An 18433-nucleotide genomic window follows, 5' to 3' on the forward strand; every position below is an offset into this window, starting at 1 on the left:
TTAAGCTTCTATGCCTTTAGCTGCTGCAATTACTTCTTCTGATATATTTTTAGGAGTTTCAGCATAATGTGAAAATTCCATTGTTGAGGTTGCACGACCTGAAGATAATGTTCTTAACGTTGTTACATAGCCGAACATTTCAGATAATGGTACAGTAGCTTTCACAGTTTTTGCACCAGCTCTGTCTCCCATATCACTTACTTGACCTCTTCTTCTATTTAAATCTCCTACAATATCACCCATGTTTTCTTCTGGAGTAATTACTTCCAATTTCATAATTGGTTCCATAATTACTGCCTTAGCTGCTTTTGCTGAATTTTTAAATCCAAGCTTGGCCGCTAATTCGAATGATAATTGATCAGAATCTACATCATGGTAAGAACCATCAGTTAAAGTTACTTTCATAGAATCTACTTCATAACCAGCTAATGGACCATTAATCATTGCCATTTTAAATCCTTTCTCAATTGAAGGGATAAATTCTTTTGGAACGTTACCACCTTTAATTTGAGAAACAAACTCTAATCCTGTTTTACCTTCTTCAGCTGGTTCCAAAGTAAATACGATATCTGCAAATTTACCACGTCCACCAGATTGCTTTTTATAAACTTCTCTGTGTTCTGCACGTTGCGTAATTGCTTCTTTGTACTCTACTTGAGGCTGTCCTTGGTTTACTTCAACCTTAAACTCACGCTTTAAACGGTCAACAATAATATCTAAGTGAAGCTCACCCATTCCAGATATAATAGTCTGTCCTGAAGCTTCATCTGTTCTTGCTGTAAATGTTGGATCCTCTTCAGATAACTTAGATAATGCCATACCTAATTTGTCAACATCTGCTTTAGTCTTAGGCTCCACAGCAATACCAATTACTGGATCTGGGAAGTCCATAGATTCTAAAACAATAGGATTCTTTTCATCAGATAATGTATCACCTGTTTTAATATCCTTAAATCCTACTGCTGCTCCAATATCTCCTGCTTCAATAAAATCGATAGCGTTTTGCTTATTAGAATGCATTTGGTAAATACGTGAGATACGCTCTTTTTTACCTGAACGATTATTCAAGATATAAGAACCTGCATCTAAACGACCAGAATAAGCACGGAAAAATGCTAAACGACCCACAAAAGGATCTGTTGCAATTTTGAATGCTAATGCAGAAAATGGCTCTTTAACATCTGGCTTGCGAATTATTTCTTCATCTGTATCGGGATTTGTACCTACAATACCTTCTTTATCTGTTGGAGAAGGTAAATAACGACATACAGCATCTAATAAAAATTGTACACCCTTATTTTTAAATGCAGAACCACATATCATAGGAATGATAGACATATCCATAACAGCAGCTCTAAGTGCAGCATGCACTTCGTCTTCTGTGATAGAATCTTCATCTTCCATAAATTTCTCTAGAAGATTTTCATCGTAACCAGCTACCTCTTCTATAAGTAAAGCTCTGTATTTACGTGCTTCTTCTTTCATATCTTCTGGAATATCGATAACATCAAAAGTTGCCCCTTGAGTTTCGTCATGCCAAACGATAGCTCTATTTTTTACTAAATCTACAATACCTTTAAAATCTGCTTCATCACCAATGTTTAAAACAATTGGTACTGCATTAGACTTTAGCATATCTTTTACTTGCTGACATACAGCCATGAAGTTAGATCCTTGACGGTCCATTTTGTTAACGAAACCTATTCTTGGAACTTTATAGTTATCAGCTAGTCTCCAGTTAGTTTCTGATTGTGGCTCAACACCATCCACAGCACTAAATAAGAATACTAAACCATCTAGCACACGTAATGAACGGTTTACTTCTACCGTAAAGTCAACGTGACCAGGAGTGTCTATTATATTAAAATGGTATCCTTTTGTATCTGCTATAGGATTACCATTTTCAGTAGGGAATTTCCATTCACAAGTTGTAGCAGCAGAAGTAATTGTAATACCTCTTTCCTGCTCTTGCTCCATCCAATCCATTGTTGCAGCACCATCATGTACTTCACCAATTTTGTGAGAAACACCTGTATAATAAAGAATACGCTCTGTAGTGGTAGTTTTTCCAGCATCAATATGTGCTGCAATACCTATATTTCTTGTATATTTTAAATCTCTTGCCATCTTAAATTAAAATCTAAAGTGTGAGAATGCTTTATTTGCTTCTGCCATTTTGTGAGTGTCAACTCTCTTCTTAACAGCTGCACCTTCTTCTTTAGAAGCTGCTAATATTTCTGCTGCCAATTTCTGAGCCATTGATTTTTCGTTTCTCTTACGAGCATAACCAATTAACCATTTCATTGCAGTAGATACTTTACGATCTGGACGAATTTGCATAGGGATTTGGAATGTTGCTCCACCTACTCTTCGGCTACGAACTTCTACATGAGGCATTACATTAGATAATGCATCTTTCCAAGTTTCTAAAGCTGATTTTTCTTCGTCAGTTTTCTTTTCTTCTACAATGTCAATTGCATCGTAAAATACTTTGAATGCCACAGACTTTTTTCCGTCCCACATCATCATATTAACAAAACGAGTTACTAACTGATCGTTAAAACGTGGATCTGGTAAAAGCGGTCTTTTTTTCGCTGCTCTTTTTCTCATGTCTTCTTCTTAAAGTTTTTTAAAAATTTACTTCTTTGGGCGTTTTGCACCATACTTAGATCTACGTTGCGTACGTCCTTCAACACCTGCTGTGTCTAAAGCACCACGTACAATGTGGTATCTAACTCCTGGTAAATCTTTTACCCTTCCACCTCTAACTAATACTATCGAGTGCTCTTGTAAATTATGTCCTTCTCCTGGAATGTATGCGTTTACTTCGTTACCATTTGTTAATCTAACCCTTGCTACTTTACGCATAGCTGAATTAGGTTTCTTAGGTGTTGTAGTATAAACACGCGTACAAACTCCACGTCTCTGAGGACAAGAATCTAAAGCAGCCGATTTACTCTTCTTAGTTATTTTGGCTCTTCCTTTTCTTACTAATTGTGAAATTGTTGGCATATATGTTTATATATAATTTTAATAATCCCTTTATAAAAGGGCTGCAAAGGTAGAAATTATATTCAATTATTCAAACACTAAGAGGTTAATTTTAAAAACAATATTTTTTTATTATTCTACTCACATATTTTAAGCCAATTTTTTCCGTTAGATTTGAAGTTTATTCTTTAGAATTAATATGTCTAAGAGACCAAAATACATTGTATTAATTTTTATCTTTTCTATACTTACTATAGATAGTTTTTCACAATCTATTTACCTTGAAACGGTTGGAGCATCCTCTGAGGAAACTAAAGTCATAGATTCAATTGGCTATAAAAATAATTTTAAGGACTATAAATCTCTAGATACTGAATTAAACGCTTTGACTCTAAAATTGCAATATTCTGGTTACTTAGAAGCCATTATTTCGGAAACTTCAAAACTAAATGATTCAACCTATCTAGCCAGCTTTAGTATTGGAAAACGATATAAAAAAATAAGTGTCTCAATCTCAGATGATTTTGATACCTCATTACTTAAGGATCTGCCATTAGATATTAACAACAATAGTATTGAAATAAAAATTAGTGACCTGGAATTTGTACTTTCTACTTTAAATAAAAGATTATCTGATCAAGGTGACCCTTTCTCTACCATACAGCTTACCAATATTTCAAAGAGATCTTCAACAGATATTAATGCTGATTTAAAAACAGTATCTAATTCTAAAAGAAGAATTGACTCTATAATCATTAAGGGTTATGAAAAATTCCCAAAAAGCTTTGTTCGGCGTTTTCTAAAAATTAATAAAGGGAACACCTTTAGCATTGAAGATATAAATACTAAAGCAGAAGGACTAGGTTCTTTAGTATTTGCAAATCAGATTAAAGATCCTGAGGTACTATTTACAAGAGACTCTACCATATTATATATGTATATTGAGAAAACTAAAAGTAACAGCTTTGATGGCTTTTTAGGTTTTGGTACTAATGAAGAAACAAATAAACTTGAGTTTGATGGCTATCTCAACTTAATATTAACTAATAATTTAAATTTTGGAGAATCCTTAAAATTACTTTACAAAAGTGATGAAAATGAACAACGAACTTTTGATGTAAAAGCCAATCTACCTTATTTGTTTGGGTCTCCAATTGATGTGGATCTTGGATTAAATATTTTTAGAAAAGATTCTACCTTCTTAACCACAACCCAAATTGTACGTCTTGGTTACAACATAAATCAAAATAATAAAATTGGTTTAGGTATTGATGCTATAAACTCCAGTAATCTTTTAGAAAATACCACAACAACTTTAGATGATTTTAACTCTAACTTTTATAATCTCTATTACGATTATATTAAACCTCAACGTTACGATAAATTATTTCCTATAAATACTACTATTAATTTTTCTATTGGTATTGGTAATAGAACACTACAAAACACCGAATTCAATCAAAATAGAGTTACATTTTCTGGTTTTAAAATATTTAATCTCAATGATCGGAATAGTATTTACACTAAAATAAGTGGTGCTTACTTAGAATCTGATAATTATCTAGAAAACGAGCTCTTTAGGTTTGGAGGTATAAATTCTATAAGAGGGTTTGAAGAAAACAGCCTTATTGCTAACTTATTTAGTGTTTTAAATACAGAGTACAGATATAAAGTTAGTAATACATTATATGTTCACTCTGTTGTTGATGCATCTTATAGTGAGAACGATATCATTAATTCAAAAACCAAGTTATTTGGATTTGGTTTTGGTTTTGGTTTGTTAACTAATGCAGGGCTTTTTAGATTTAACTATGCTAGTGCTAAAACAGAAAACCAACGATTTAGCCTCTCTGACTCTAAAATCCACATTAGTCTAACTGCACAATTCTAATCTTAATCGTTAAAAATTTGACATCAAATTCAAATTATAATTAGATTTGCAGCATTGTAATTTACATGCTATGAAAAAAAAATTACTTCTTATATGTTGCTTTTTAGTTAACATACCATTTACTACATCACAAAATACTGTTGGAACTATATCTATAACCAATGCAGTTGAAGAGGGTTATACGCTTTTCACAAATCATACTGAAGTATTTCTTATCAATAACTGTGGACAAGTTGTAAAGCAATGGACTAGTGATTTCCCTCCAGGGAATGCTGTGTATTTATTAGAAAATGGGAATATTCTCAGAGCTGGTAGAACGAGCAGTACTGACATAACCTTTGGAGGCCAAGGTGGTGTCATTGAATTATTTGATTGGGATGGGATTTTACTTTGGCGATATTTTTATGATACTCCTCAACATAGACAACATCATGATGTTTTTCCTATGCCTAATGGAAATATCTTAATACTTGCAGCAACTGTAATGACTGATACTGAAGCTATACAGGCTGGAAGAGATCCAAATAGTCTTCCAGATTCTGAATTATATAATGAGCGAATTATTGAAGTAGAAATAGTTGGATTTAACCAAGCAAATATTGTTTGGGAGTGGAATATTAATGATCATCTTGTACAAGACTTTGACAATACAAAAGATAATTTTGGAGATGTGTCTGCAAGTCCAGAAAAATTAGATATTAATTTTTTAAATGGTGGATCTGGAGGTGCAAACTGGTTACATATAAACTCTATTCAGTACTATCCAAATTTAGATCAGATTGTTTTAAGCTCACGTAATCTAAGTGAAATATGGATTATAGACCACTCAACTACCACAGCTGAAGCAGCTACGAGTTCTGGTGGAACTTATGGCAAAGGTGGAGACTTATTATACAGATGGGGAAACCCTCAATCGTACAGGCAAGGTACCGAAATTGACAGACGACTTTACGGACAACATTATCCACATTTTATTGACGATGGATTAAATGATGCAGGAAAGATTATTCTATTCAATAATGGAAATGGTAGAAATCCATCATTCTCGGAGGCTTTTATCATAAATCCACCAACAGATGCTCCTGGTGTTTATTCTTATACTCCAGATACAGCGTATGGACCACTTTCCACAGATTATAATTATTTAGACCCAATAAATCCTCAAGATTTTTTCTCAAATATCCTAAGTAGTGCTCAAAGGCTCCCAAATGGTAATACTTTAATTTGTGAAGGAGCTAATGGGAGACTATTTGAGATTGATACTAATGAGAATTTGGTATGGGAATATATAAGTCCTGTTCATAACATCTCAGGACTTATTTTAACACAAGAAGACGATCCAGGTACAATCCCTAACAATACCTTTAGAGCTATAAAATACACACCAGATTACCCAGCGTTTTTAAATAGAGATTTAACACCAGGTAATGTTATTGAACTTAACGGAAATTTAAATCCTTGTGATAATTTAGACGTTAATGAATTTGAAATCGCTAATATTAGTTTGTATCCAAACCCAGTGATTGATCAGTTATATTTAAGTGGTTCTAGCGAAGTAAATTCATATATATTGCATGATGTATTAGGCAATATTGTTAGAGAAAAAATGCTTGATGCTCAAAGCATAAACTTTAGTAGTTTAAACTCTGGTATATATTTTTTAAGGTTGAGGTCAGATAATTCTAGTATTACCAAAAAAATAATTAAACAATAGCTTCAATTAATAAAAACCATCTCGCAACTAGATGGTTTTTTATTTTACTTTTGCCCAATGGAAAAAGAGACCACTATTTTTGGTATACGAGCTATCATTGAAGCCATTAACTCAGGAGAATCAATTGATAAAGTATTTATACAAAAAGGACTACATGGCGAGTTGTTTCATGAGCTTGAACACCTACTCAGAAAAGATGGCATAAGTACTTCTTACGTTCCAGTGGAAAAACTGAATCGTCTTTCTAAAAAAAATCATCAAGGTGTAATAGCACAAATTGCACCTATTGAATTTTGGGATATTGATACACTAATTACAACAACTCTTGAATCAGAAAAAACACCAATCTTTCTTCTATTAGATCAATTAAGTGATGTTAGAAATTTTGGAGCTATCATAAGAACAGCTGAATGTACTGGTGTTAATGGAATAATTATTCAAAAAAAAGGAGGAGCTCCAGTAAATGGCGATACCATTAAAACAAGTGCAGGAGCAATTTTTAAGATGCCTATTTGTAAAGTCGATCATATTAAGGATGCCATCTTTTATTTACAATCTTCTAATATCAAGGTGATTGCCGCAACAGAAAAATCTGAAGACACGCTCTATAATGTATCTTTCAAAGAACCATGTGCTATTGTGATGGGATCTGAAGGTAGAGGTATAAATCCTTCCGTCTTAAAAATAGTAGATGAAAGTGCTAAATTACCAATACTAGGAGATATTGAATCTTTAAATGTGTCTGTAGCCTGTGGTGCTTTTCTGTATGAAATGGTGAGACAACGTAGCTAATCCTCCGACTTTTTCTTAAATATATATCGCACTTTGATTATAGGCTTCTGAACTTTATTATCAACTAACTCGTCATTATCTTCAACTTCTTGATGTTCAATAAAATTACCGTCTTCATCAAAATGTCTCATAAATGGATCGTCCTCTTCATTATAACTAGGTTGTTCCCATACATAGCGCTCTGGTTTTGCTATCTGTTTCCTAAAGATTAAAGCAAAAAACAAACCCGTTATTAAACCTGCTAAATGACCTTCCCAAGACATACCTTCTTTTATTGGAAACACATACCAAATCATGCTTCCGTAGAAAAATATTATTATTAATGATAATGCTATAAGTCTATAGTGTTTTGCAAAGATTCCCTTGAAGAACATAAAGCTTACCAAAACATAAATTAGACCACTTGCTCCAATATGATTTGCTGGTCTACCAATAAGCCATGTTAAAAATCCAGAAAGTAGAATGCCATAAAAAATCACTTTCCAACTTATAGGTCTATAGAAATAAAATAATGCCATGGACAACACAAATAGCGGAATAGTATTGTTATATAAATGTTCAATATTTCCATGAATAAATGGACTAAAAATAACTCCTCGTAAGCCTTCAAAATCTAAAGGTCTTATACCAAAAGATTTAAAACCTGAATATATTCTTACTTGAAACCAAAAGGATATCCAAATGGTTAATACAAATAATATTGGATAGGCTACAACACCTGTTGAATATTTAAATTGAGTCTGACTCATACGTAACATATGTCAAATAGTAGTCCAAGATTTAAAGGTATGAAATATTGTCACTATCAATTCGTAATTTTACAACATGAATATTCCATTAGCTGAACGTTTACGTCCAAAAACATTAGACGAATATCTTAGTCAAGATCACCTTGTTGGCAAACATGGTACGCTTACCAACCATATAAAACAAGGTTTTATTCCATCCATGATTTTTTGGGGACCTCCAGGTATAGGTAAAACAACTTTAGCTAATATAATAGCTAATGAATCTGAACGACCTTTTTTTAAGTTAAGTGCTATAAACTCTGGTGTAAAAGATATACGAGAAGTTATAGACAAGGCTAAAAAAAGTGGTGGATTGTTTACTACTAGGAACCCTATTTTGTTCATAGATGAGATTCATCGGTTTAGTAAATCACAACAAGATTCTTTATTAGAAGCTGTTGAAAAAGGTTGGGTAACATTAATAGGTGCCACTACAGAAAATCCTAGTTTTGAAGTTATCTCAGCTTTACTATCAAGATGTCAGGTTTATACCTTAAATGCTTTTAGTAAAATTGAATTAGAACAATTATTACAACGAGCTATTACTGAAGATGACTTTTTAAAAGACAAACAAATTACCATAAAAGAAAGTGCAGCTTTAATTAAACTCTCTGGAGGTGATGCTCGTAAGCTTCTCAATATTTTTGAGTTATTAGTCTCCACGTTAAAAGATGATGAAAGCATTATAATTACTAATGAATTAGTAGAGCAAAGTATTCAAAATAACACAGTTCTTTATGACAAAACTGGAGAACAGCACTATGATATTATCTCTGCGTTTATTAAGTCTATTAGAGGAAGTGATCCTAATGCAGCTGTGTATTGGCTAGCAAGGATGATTGAAGGTGGTGAGGATGTTAAATTTATAGCAAGGCGTTTATTAATATTAGCCAGTGAAGATATAGGTAATGCAAACCCTACGGCTTTGGTTATTGCAAATAATACGTTTCAGGCAGTAACCGTAATTGGCAATCCAGAATCTCGTATTATATTAAGTCAGTGTGCTACCTATTTAGCAACATCTCCAAAAAGTAACGCGGCTTATAAAGCAATTGGAGCTGCTCAACAAATGGTTAAAGAAACAGGTAATTTATCAGTGCCTTTATCTATTAGAAACGCACCTACAAAATTAATGAAAGAATTAGGCTATGGTAAAGATTATCAATATGCTCATAATCATGAAAATAACTTTGCAAAGCATGAATTTTTACCTGAAGAAATAAAAGGTACCGTTTTTTATGAACCTGGTAATAACTCTAGAGAACAAGCTCAGCGAGACTTCTTGAAAAATCGCTGGAAAGACAAGTATGACTATTAGAATTTTATATTTAATTCTTTTGTAACATTGCCATTAGTCGTAACCTCAGAATAATACCATTTTCCATCCTCTTTATATACAATGGCGTTTTTATCTTTAACAGAGAATACATCTGCCTTGGGTGTAGCTAGTAAAATCATAACCTTCTTTGGAGTTGTATCTACTAACTGAAAGCCATTATCTATTGGTTGTGCGTATAAAATCTCTTTAGATTTAGTTTCTGAAGTTTTTGCTTCTTTAGTTTTTGCTTCAACTTTAGCTGTTTCTGCCTCTTCTAATTTCTTTTTTAATTCTTGTTCTTCCTTTTTTAATTTTTCTATAAGTTTAACCTCTTCTTTTTCTTTCTTTAAAGCTTCTACTTCTGCCTTTAGCTTCTCTAATTCTTCAGAATTTTCTTCTTCTTTTTCAGTTACTGAAACACTTTTAGTTATTGCTAAGGGTTCATATTTATAATCTAACGTACTAAAAGTTACAAAAGCATCTCTTAATGCTAAATTATAGCCTTTTTTATATTCTTTTTCTCTAGTTTCTCCTACTTTAGAAGCTATTATTAGATTACGATTACAGTCTATTAGTTCTATCTGTATTTTATTTTTCAGAAATCCTTTAACTTTCTTAGCTTCTGCTCTTAAAGCTAAACATCTATTATCTTTTAAATCCTTAGGCAAATCTTCATCTTCCAAAAATGCTGTATAACCATTCTTATTAAACAAAAATTTAGTAAGCGAATTAAGTTGGTATTTATCTTTACCTTTAGTAAACTCAAACTGATTAGGAACGATAATGTATTTATAATTATTGAGCTCTTGAGCCTGTGTTGTAAACGAAACACATAAACTCAATACATAAATTAGTACAGTTGCTTTTAAAAATTTCATGCTTTTATTTCTTTAAAGATACTTTTTTAATTCTGATAACTTATTTACACTAAGATGCTTACCATTTAATTTTTCATTTCTGTAATTAAAATGAATAGCCTCCATATTTATATTTAATGCACCTAAAACATCTGCTTCGTAACTATCGCCAATCATAATACTTTTTGAAACTTGTGCATTGGCAATTTTTAAAGCATGATTAAAAATAATAGGATTTGGTTTTTTAACACCAGCTTGTTCGGAATTTGTAACACTAATAAAGTATTTAGATAAACCTGAGTTTTTAATTTTTTTTGTTTGAGCCTCTTCAAAACCATTAGTGATAATATGCAATTTGTAGTTTGGTTTTAAATAGCTTAGTATATCTATGGTATCATCAAAAAGGTGATTAAATGTTGTAAGATAAGTAATGTAATCTACTGCTAATATATCTATAAGCTTATCTTCAATTTCATATTCTAAACTATCAAACGATTTTTTTAGACGTCCATAACGCAGTTCTTTTTTTGTAATTTTCTCTTCTCTATAAAGTTTCCAGTACTCAAAATTAATAGGTTCGTAAACTTTAGTAAAGTCATTAATATCTACTTTAATATTATTAAGCTCAAAAATACGCTTAAATGCTAGCTTTGAATTCTTATCAAAATCCCACAAAGTATGATCTAAATCAAAAAATATATGATTAATATGATTAAGTTTCATCTTTAGATTCTAATATAATATTAAATAAATCTTTAAAACCATCCCATGGTTCTTCGTTACTTAATGAATAATTATGAAATACAGGAACAAAAGTACCATTAACTTGTTTTATTGTTTGCATTAAAGCTTGTATTTTTTCCTTTTTATCAAGTTGAGATTTATGTTTTAGTAATGAATAATCAAAACAGTGAAAAGCATTTATTTGTAGTGGAGTTTCAATCTCAAAATCTAAGTCGTAAAACTGAAATGGTGTACATGTGCTAGCTCTAAATCCAAGCTCATTGATATAACCCATTGTGTAATCCTTGTAAATTTCTAATTCTATTAAATTTCTGTAAGCTTCTGGTAAGTTTATCTTGGAATGTGAATTTCTGGAAGCGTCTACATTATAATTTATAACAGATTCTAATTTCTTCTTCTCATTGATTAAAATTTTAAGATCATTTAATGCAAGATATGAGGCCTTAAGACCTACATCGCAATAATCTGCAACTGATTTTATAAGTGATACAAATTTCTTTTTGTTAATACTAATATTTTTATCGTAAGTAGTATAATTACCAACCAAGAAGAAAACTATAAACTTAAAGTTATGCTGTTTTTGTTTTGTTATTATCCATTTAAAAGTATCATGCGGATCTCTTTTAAAACCTGTTAAAGTAGAAAATCTTTGATAAAGTCGTTTTAGTTTTAATCTTCCTAGATCACCTAAAGTTCCACCAACTGTTCTTAACAATCCTTTATTACTGAAATAGTAAGCCATTGGCACATCTATAACCGGATTTATTTTATAACGTTGTTTTGGAAAGGTAAACTTTGGAAATTTTTCTAACAGTACTGCCTTTAATTTATATGCCCAGATATCCACCACTGGTTGCTGTAAAAAATCATTTTTATATGCCAAACTCTCAGTAGCTAAAAATCGTCCATATTCATCTCTAACTTGTGGTAAGTATTCTTCATATCTGCTTAACAGGTAAAATGAAGCTGCAAAAATATCATATGGTAAACTACTTTTCTCGCTGGTTACAAAAAAACCAATAGTTGCATCCCAATCTTGAATATTTATAGGAATATCTGACAGTCCTTGCTCAAATAACAACTCATTACTTCTAACAAAAATCTCACTACTCAGAGGTTGTTTAGTGTAAGACATCTTTATGCTATCATGAGCGATAAACTCTTCAACTTTACTCGTAAAACTTACAGGCACACCAAGTATCCGTTTTACAATATGTTTAAACGTATATCTTAGTCTTGGTGTTATTTTATGAGTATATACTAAAAGCATGGTAAATTATAAGATGTCCTTATCTGCAAAACTAAAGTAAGCATCTTCAGTAACTATTAAATGATCCAAAACTTTTATATCTAAACTCTCTGCAGCTATTTTGAGTTTTTGAGTTATCATTTTGTCAGAATTGCTGGGTTTCAATGTTCCTGATGGATGGTTATGTGCCAATATTATTCCTGTAGCTCCATACTCTAGAGCAGTTTTTAAAGCTAGTCTTACATCAACTAAAGTACCTGTAATGCCTCCTTTACTAAGCTGTATTTTCTGAATAATTTTGTTGGAATTATTAAGATATATTATCCAGAATTCTTCATGAGGTAATTCGCCTATAATAGGTTGCATAACTTCAAAAACAGATTGACTTGATGTGATTTTTTTCTTTTCTATGGCCTGTTCTGCTCTTCTACGTCTTCCTAATTCTAAAGCAGCAGCAATAGTAATAGCTTTAGCTTCACCAATACCTTTAAAACTCATTAATTGTTTTAAAGATAATTTACCAAGATCACTTAAATTATGATTAACACTTGCTAATATTCGTTTACTTAAATCAACAGCTGTCTCTTCTCTACTGCCAGATCCTATGAGGATAGCAATTAATTCTGAGTCGCTAAGAACAGACTTTCCTTTATCTCTTAATTTCTCTCTAGGTTGGTCGTTTTCTGACCAATTTTTTATAGATAATGAATTAGATGGCTCTGACATGTTTTAAATATAAATATTGTAAATTTCTGATGCAATTAAATACCAATTATTATGACCTCTTTTTTTGATAAAGGCACTTTTGAAGAGTTAAATCGTAGAATAGACGCTTTAAATAAAAACCATAAGCCTCAATGGGGAAAAATGGATGTAGCACAAATGCTATGGCATTGTCAAGGACCTTTAAATATTATTTTAAATCATAACGATTATAATTTAAAACCAAATTGGTTAGTGAAAACTTTCTTCAAAAAAACAATGTACAGTGATAAACTATGGCGAAAAAACCTACCTACTATTTCTGTATTTAAAAGCTCTGAATCTAAGGATTTTGAAAATGAAAGACGTAAGCTCTTAGACTTAGTACAAGAGCTAAACACACATAAAGATAGAAATACTTGGCAACCTCATCCTGTCTTTGGAAAACTTACCAAAGCCCAATGGGGAAAAATGCAGTACAAACATTTAGATCATCATTTAAGACAGTTTGGTGTATAAAAAAAAGGAGCTTTTCAGCTCCTTTTTTATTAATATTTAAATAGTTATTTAACGAATTATAAGTTTACGTTCTACAGAACGAATGCCATCAGAAATTCTGAGAATATAGATACCACTCATTGCATTCTGAACAGAAATATTTTCATTGAATTGTGAGGTAATTTCATAGTCCTTACTAAATACTTTTCTACCTCTAATATCATAAAGATCAATTTTAATATCATTAACTGTATTAGGTCTAAAATCAATGGTAAAGTCACCAGTGTTTGGATTAGGATAAATGCTAAGATTACTTAGTAACTCATCTTCAACACTCAGTCCTGCTTGTAATTCAAAAGGTATTAAGTTAATATTATAGAAAATATTCCCTACAGATTCTACAATAATTCTACAATTTTCAGCATCTACATTTGGCATAACCACATCATGTGATCCATCATTAGCTACAGAAGCTGCTAAAACAGTATCAAAAGTAACACCTGCATCAGTTGATAGTAAAATATTAACTTCTGATGTATTAATACCATTCTCTGTAGTTCCTGCAACATCCCAAGTTACAGTCTGCGTTGAATTTCCATCGTATACAGTACCAGGTGCATTTTGAGACGTTACTCTAAAAAATCCTGACAACACTGTATTTATAGTCATTGCGTCAAAATCGTTATTTCCACCATTAGGATCATTGTCTCTTACTGTGACTCTAAAATTAATTGCTCTCTCTATTAGAACTAATTTTTCCCATTGTGTGGAGTTTCCACCATTTGCGACTACATCTTCTAATCTAGGAATGTATCGAACAGGACTAGAAGTAGGTGGGAAAGAGCGTACCAATGGACCTTCCATAGTCGTTTCACCTGGAACACCTTGAGGACCTAAATCATATTGCTCCCAACAATAAGTTAAAGACTCAGTACCATCAGCATCTGTTGCTGTTGCTGTTAATTTGTATGGTGTTCGTATTGGTATGTTATAGTTAGCGCCAGCATCTACAGAAGGTGCACTATTTCCTGAAGCTGTTTGAGTTGCGCAAGTACTATTACCAAAACTAATGTTGTTCCACATGGTTTGAAGACTTCTTTGATGAAAATACAAGTCTCTAAACGTTTGAATATTTTGCGATCCGCAAATCCCTGCATAACCCATTATGGTTGTTCCACTTCCAGGTTCATAAGCACTTGATGTAGACACATTGCTTGGATTACAAGATCCCTCTGAACCATTCCATGTATGTGGCGAACCATATTGATGTCCCATCTCATGCATTAAAATCCCTTCAAATGCAGAACCAATTGGAGCTCCTGTTCCACTTACTGCTCCAGCCCTAATAGAAGTACAAGGAGAGTTTAAAAACGCTAAACCACCAGGACCTGTTGTTAACATATGACCAATATCATAAGGTTGACCAATAAAAGCATCAATAAATTGTTGACTTTCATTGATCAAAGCTGAATAATTACTATTAGATAAGAATGGTGACGATAAAAAGATGACATTTTCGTTATTAGATACTAACTCCATGGTTAACGAAAGTTCTCTTTCGTAAAGTGCGTTGACGCGAGTCATCACATCAACCATATTAGCTAATACGGCTGCTTTTCTTTCAGCCTCAGGTGCATCTTCAGCCAAGCCTGCTTGTGCTACTTGAAAAGCTGCATATTCTTCTGTACAACCTAAAGCTAAAGCAAATGTTCTAAGCTGACCATCGTCTGCATTACGTTGAAACGTACCAGTATCTTCCGCTCTACTTATGTCTATAATATCTTCATCTTCAACACCACATTCAAAAGGAACAAATGGCACACTAGCTCTTGAATATACACTGTAAACAGTTTTATCTGTTGTAGCAGGCTCAATGTAATCAACACCATCTGGAGACATCTTAATACTTCTTAAACCAAAAGGCGTAATACTAAATCTTACTGTATTGTATGGATTTGTAATACTCTGACCTTTATAGGATCTTAACTCTGGATGTTGGTTTTGTAAAGCTTCCTGCATTACAGAAGCTTCAACTACTCTGTATTGCTCTACAGTTCCATCAGAATTTGGAAAATCTACAATAACACCTTGTGTAAATGAAGCTTCTCTTCTATTAGGTGCAGCTTCTAATCTAGATTTTAATGCCTCTAGCTTAAGTTCATATTGTAAGTATTCTATTGGCTGATCTTGGATGTAAACTAATGTTTTCTGACTTAAGTTATCTTCTGATGCAGAACTCCAAAGATTTGTTTTCTGCGCAAAGGACATAGAAAAAACCATCACAAAAGCCATAGTTAACACTATTGCTTTTGAAGGTAATGTGTACTTATTTTTCATAGTTATTTTTTTAAAGAAACCAAAGTTATTGTTTATTTTAGTGATATGCAATAGATTTAATAGTCTCTTTTGTAATAAACTCATTACAAATAAAGCTAAATTAATCCTTTTACCTCATCAAAATCTAAGCCTCCATAATTTCCTGAGCTCATCAAAAGAAGTGCTTTATTATCAAAATTCTGTGAGAATAAAAAGTCTTTAAAATCGTCTGGATTCGTATAAATGATTAGGTCATCTCGTTGGAAGGCATTAGCAATTTGCTCGTGTGTAACTTCTTCCAATTTTTTTATTTCAACGGCATGTGGCGAATAAAACACAACAGCTACATCTGCAGCGTCTAAAGCACCTTTGTACTCTTTTAAAAATTCAGCATTGAGACTACTATAGGTATGTAATTCTAGACAAGCCACTAAGGTTCTATCTTGGTACTGTTCTTTAACCGCTTGTGTTGTCGCTTCTACTTTACTAGGCGAATGTGCAAAGTCTTTATAGGCCACGCTATTGGAAGATTCTGCAATTTTCTCTAGACGTTTACTTGCGCCTTTAAAGGTTGAAATGGCCTCATAGAAATCGTCTTCATCGATTCCCATATGTTGGCATATCCACTTAGCTCCTGCCAAATTATTTAAGTTATGCTTTCCAAAAACCTCAATCGGCAAATCTCCTTCTGGTGTTGCTAAAAGCGTTTGTCCTTTATCAACCCTGTACTCTGGTGTTTGATAAGGCAACTTTCTAATGGTATTTTCTGATATTTCGACAACACGTTTTACTTCGAGATCTTCTTCATTATAATTAATACTTCCTCCATTAATTATTGAATCTACAAAAATGCTAAACTGCTCTACATAATTTTCGTAGGTTGGGAATACATTGATATGATCCCAAGCAATACCACTAATTAAGGCAATATTAGGTTTATATAGGTGAAACTTTGGTCGTCTGTCTATAGGTGAACTTAAGTACTCATCACCTTCAAGGACAATAAAATCATTATCCTCAGTAAGTTTAACCATCACATCAAACCCTTCTAGTTGTGCACCAACCATATAATCTACGTCTCTATCATGGTAATGCATCACATGAAGTATCATAGACGTAATCGTAGTTTTACCATGACTACCTCCAATAACAACTCTAGTTTTTTCTTTGGATTGTTCGTATAAAAATTCTGGATAACTATAGATTTTTAATCCTAATTGCTGTGCTTTTAATAATTCAGGATTATCGGCTTTTGCGTGCATTCCTAATACAATAGCATCTAGGCTTTCAGAAATTTTTTCAGGATACCAACCAAAAGCTTTAGGTAATAACCCTTTTGCTTCTAACCTTGATTTTGATGGATCAAAAATCGTATCATCGCTTCCTGTAACCTTATATCCTTTATTATGAAGCGCTATGGCTAGATTATGCATCGCTGCACCACCAATAGCTATGAAGTGAACATTCATGTAATTGTGTTTACAACAAAGATTAAACTCCAATTTCCAAATTCCAAATTACAATTGAAGAATCTGTTCTTTTTCTTTGAGCGCTTGTTTAAAATTAGCACGAATAGATAAGGCCTTATTAATCCAATTTAAAGATTGCGCTTTATCTTTTTTATGTTTATAAATCTGAGCTAACCTGTAATAAGCCCATTCTATAGGCACACCATCCTTTACGGAATGATTTTCTACAAATACCAATAAGCACTTCTCACCTTTTTCTAATTGAACATTATAGTCCGCACAAACTTTTCCTATTTGATAATGCAAAGCATTACGCTTATGCTTCTTATGTGCATTTTCAATATTAGAGATAGCATCATTTGGTCTGTTTTCATTCTCATAGAACGTTGTTAACTTACCAAAACAAGTTAAAGATCCACCTACTTTAATAGCCTTTTTATAGTAATTTTCTGCCAATTCTGGTTCATCATCATATTCATAGATATAGCCTTTTGCCAAGTAACCATCAACAGCAGATAAATCTTGTAGCTCATTAGCATAGTATAATGACTTCTTCTTACTACCTCCTACTATTCCTGGTAATTGCATGTATAACTCCACTAAAGCCCAACGTGCATCAATATGAGTTTCGTCTAGTTCAGCTGCACGCTTAAATGCTTTTTTTACATCACCTATAATTCCAAGAGCTTTAAGCTTACTAACCGTTAAAGCCTTCATGCCTAAAGCACCTCCATGCTTATAATGATAGTTAGCATTAGTAGCATTAGCTTCAACTAATTGTTCATACTGTTCAATGGCTTCATCCCATTTTTTTTGATGACCATAAGCATCTCCTAATAACTCCACACCTTTAATATCTTTAGGGTTCTCTGAAACATAGTTAACAAGAAAAACTTCCGCTTTTTTAAATTGCTTTTTATCGAACAACACAGGAATATCCTCCAAAGAAGATTGTCCTAGGAGCATACTTGGAAATAGAAGTAATAAGGTTAAGTATCGCATAGGTAATTCAGTCGAAAGTGCAAAAATAAACTTTCTTTCTCACGTTTAAAATAACTAACTTCACTCAATCAACGTTAGTATTACCTCATTTGTTGTTTTTTG

At 32.5% G+C, this 18433-nt stretch carries 16 protein-coding genes; 5 read left to right on the forward strand and 11 right to left on the reverse strand.

Going from position 1 to position 18433, the window contains the following annotated elements:
- Genes fusA through rpsL form a run of 3 tightly spaced genes read right to left on the reverse strand, consistent with a single transcriptional unit; the run spans window position 1 to window position 3012 of the window.
- Window positions 1–2127, reverse strand: a complete 2127-nt coding sequence (gene fusA / locus RM697_RS07025; protein WP_311427160.1) for an elongation factor G — start codon at window positions 2125–2127, stop codon at window positions 1–3.
- A gap of 6 nt (window positions 2128–2133) precedes the next feature.
- Window positions 2134–2610, reverse strand: coding sequence for a 30S ribosomal protein S7 (rpsG, locus tag RM697_RS07030; protein WP_311427161.1), 477 nt, complete (start codon window positions 2608–2610; stop codon window positions 2134–2136).
- A 27-nt stretch (window positions 2611–2637) separates the two neighbouring features.
- Complete coding sequence (gene rpsL, locus RM697_RS07035) at window positions 2638–3012, reverse strand: 30S ribosomal protein S12 (protein ID WP_007094992.1); 375 nt, start codon at window positions 3010–3012, stop codon at window positions 2638–2640.
- 178 nt (window positions 3013–3190) lie between these two features.
- Here rpsL and RM697_RS07040 point away from each other — a divergent pair, with 178 nt between their 5' ends.
- The 3 genes from RM697_RS07040 to rlmB all read left to right on the forward strand — a co-directional run bounded on the left by RM697_RS07040 (window position 3191) and on the right by rlmB (window position 7388).
- The gene (locus RM697_RS07040; protein WP_311427162.1) at window positions 3191–4882 is read left to right on the forward strand and encodes a POTRA domain-containing protein; all 1692 of its coding nucleotides are present in this window, start codon (window positions 3191–3193) and stop codon (window positions 4880–4882) included.
- 70 nt (window positions 4883–4952) lie between these two features.
- The gene (locus RM697_RS07045; protein ID WP_311427163.1) at window positions 4953–6596 is read left to right on the forward strand and encodes an aryl-sulfate sulfotransferase; all 1644 of its coding nucleotides are present in this window, start codon (window positions 4953–4955) and stop codon (window positions 6594–6596) included.
- 57 nt (window positions 6597–6653) lie between these two features.
- Complete coding sequence (rlmB, locus tag RM697_RS07050; RefSeq protein WP_311427164.1) at window positions 6654–7388, forward strand: 23S rRNA (guanosine(2251)-2'-O)-methyltransferase RlmB; 735 nt, start codon at window positions 6654–6656, stop codon at window positions 7386–7388.
- Here the strand turns inward: rlmB and RM697_RS07055 are convergent.
- Window positions 7385–8137 (reverse strand): rhomboid family intramembrane serine protease, encoded by a 753-nt coding sequence (locus RM697_RS07055; RefSeq protein ID WP_311427165.1) that lies wholly within the window; start codon window positions 8135–8137, stop codon window positions 7385–7387. The genes rlmB and RM697_RS07055 overlap by 4 nt on opposite strands.
- A gap of 76 nt (window positions 8138–8213) precedes the next feature.
- Between RM697_RS07055 and RM697_RS07060 the strand changes: the two genes are divergently transcribed.
- Window positions 8214–9494, forward strand: coding sequence for a replication-associated recombination protein A (locus RM697_RS07060; RefSeq protein ID WP_311427166.1), 1281 nt, complete (start codon window positions 8214–8216; stop codon window positions 9492–9494).
- On the opposite strand, the gene RM697_RS07065 is transcribed toward RM697_RS07060, so the two are convergent.
- From RM697_RS07065 to radC, 4 genes are read right to left on the reverse strand one after another with little or no spacing between them, the layout of a single operon-like run.
- Window positions 9491–10372 carry a hypothetical protein gene (locus RM697_RS07065; protein WP_311427167.1) on the reverse strand — a complete coding sequence of 294 codons (882 nt, stop codon included), beginning with the start codon at window positions 10370–10372 and terminating at the stop codon, window positions 9491–9493. The genes RM697_RS07060 and RM697_RS07065 overlap by 4 nt on opposite strands.
- A gap of 12 nt (window positions 10373–10384) precedes the next feature.
- Window positions 10385–11074: a YjjG family noncanonical pyrimidine nucleotidase gene (locus tag RM697_RS07070; protein WP_311427168.1), complete on the reverse strand. Its 690-nt coding sequence runs from the start codon at window positions 11072–11074 to the stop codon at window positions 10385–10387.
- Window positions 11064–12365, reverse strand: a complete 1302-nt coding sequence (locus RM697_RS07075; protein ID WP_311427169.1) for a polysaccharide deacetylase family protein — start codon at window positions 12363–12365, stop codon at window positions 11064–11066. Before RM697_RS07075 ends, RM697_RS07070 begins: the two co-directional genes overlap by 11 nt.
- A gap of 6 nt (window positions 12366–12371) precedes the next feature.
- Entirely contained in the window at window positions 12372–13070 is a 699-nt protein-coding gene (gene radC, locus RM697_RS07080; RefSeq protein WP_311427170.1) for a RadC family protein, read from the reverse strand.
- 51 nt (window positions 13071–13121) lie between these two features.
- On the opposite strand from radC, the gene RM697_RS07085 reads away from it, so the two are divergent.
- Entirely contained in the window at window positions 13122–13565 is a 444-nt protein-coding gene (locus tag RM697_RS07085; RefSeq protein ID WP_311427171.1) for a DUF1569 domain-containing protein, read from the forward strand.
- 48 nt (window positions 13566–13613) lie between these two features.
- Here RM697_RS07085 and RM697_RS07090 read toward each other — a convergent pair whose 3' ends face one another.
- The 3 genes from RM697_RS07090 to RM697_RS07100 form a co-directional block, all read right to left on the reverse strand.
- Window positions 13614–15881 (reverse strand): zinc-dependent metalloprotease, encoded by a 2268-nt coding sequence (locus tag RM697_RS07090; RefSeq protein ID WP_311427172.1) that lies wholly within the window; start codon window positions 15879–15881, stop codon window positions 13614–13616.
- A gap of 95 nt (window positions 15882–15976) precedes the next feature.
- On the reverse strand, window positions 15977–17329 hold the full coding sequence (locus RM697_RS07095) for a UDP-N-acetylmuramate--L-alanine ligase (protein ID WP_311427173.1): 1353 nt from the start codon (window positions 17327–17329) through the stop codon (window positions 15977–15979).
- Window positions 17330–17377: 48 nt separating this feature from the next.
- Complete coding sequence (locus RM697_RS07100) at window positions 17378–18331, reverse strand: tetratricopeptide repeat protein (protein ID WP_311427174.1); 954 nt, start codon at window positions 18329–18331, stop codon at window positions 17378–17380.
- Window positions 18332–18433: the final 102 nt, after the last annotated feature.

Origin of the sequence: Microcosmobacter mediterraneus (assembly GCF_031846265.1) — a bacterium.
GTDB classification, from domain to species: domain Bacteria; phylum Bacteroidota; class Bacteroidia; order Flavobacteriales; family Flavobacteriaceae; genus Microcosmobacter; species Microcosmobacter mediterraneus.

Coding starts and splice junctions, on each gene's coding strand:
- rpsL (WP_007094992.1), bottom strand. CDS start 3,012: ATGCCAACAATTTCACAATTAGTAAGAAAAGGAAGAGCCAAAATAACT.
- RM697_RS07100 (WP_311427174.1), bottom strand. CDS start 18,331: ATGCGATACTTAACCTTATTACTTCTATTTCCAAGTATGCTCCTAGGA.
- fusA (WP_311427160.1), bottom strand. CDS start 2,127: ATGGCAAGAGATTTAAAATATACAAGAAATATAGGTATTGCAGCACAT.
- RM697_RS07065 (WP_311427167.1), bottom strand. CDS start 10,372: ATGAAATTTTTAAAAGCAACTGTACTAATTTATGTATTGAGTTTATGT.
- RM697_RS07055 (WP_311427165.1), bottom strand. CDS start 8,137: ATGAGTCAGACTCAATTTAAATATTCAACAGGTGTTGTAGCCTATCCA.
- RM697_RS07075 (WP_311427169.1), bottom strand. CDS start 12,365: ATGCTTTTAGTATATACTCATAAAATAACACCAAGACTAAGATATACG.
- RM697_RS07085 (WP_311427171.1), top strand. CDS start 13,122: ATGACCTCTTTTTTTGATAAAGGCACTTTTGAAGAGTTAAATCGTAGA.
- RM697_RS07090 (WP_311427172.1), bottom strand. CDS start 15,881: ATGAAAAATAAGTACACATTACCTTCAAAAGCAATAGTGTTAACTATG.
- RM697_RS07045 (WP_311427163.1), top strand. CDS start 4,953: ATGAAAAAAAAATTACTTCTTATATGTTGCTTTTTAGTTAACATACCA.
- RM697_RS07060 (WP_311427166.1), top strand. CDS start 8,214: ATGAATATTCCATTAGCTGAACGTTTACGTCCAAAAACATTAGACGAA.
- RM697_RS07040 (WP_311427162.1), top strand. CDS start 3,191: ATGTCTAAGAGACCAAAATACATTGTATTAATTTTTATCTTTTCTATA.
- RM697_RS07070 (WP_311427168.1), bottom strand. CDS start 11,074: ATGAAACTTAATCATATTAATCATATATTTTTTGATTTAGATCATACT.
- rpsG (WP_311427161.1), bottom strand. CDS start 2,610: ATGAGAAAAAGAGCAGCGAAAAAAAGACCGCTTTTACCAGATCCACGT.
- radC (WP_311427170.1), bottom strand. CDS start 13,070: ATGTCAGAGCCATCTAATTCATTATCTATAAAAAATTGGTCAGAAAAC.
- RM697_RS07095 (WP_311427173.1), bottom strand. CDS start 17,329: ATGAATGTTCACTTCATAGCTATTGGTGGTGCAGCGATGCATAATCTA.
- rlmB (WP_311427164.1), top strand. CDS start 6,654: ATGGAAAAAGAGACCACTATTTTTGGTATACGAGCTATCATTGAAGCC.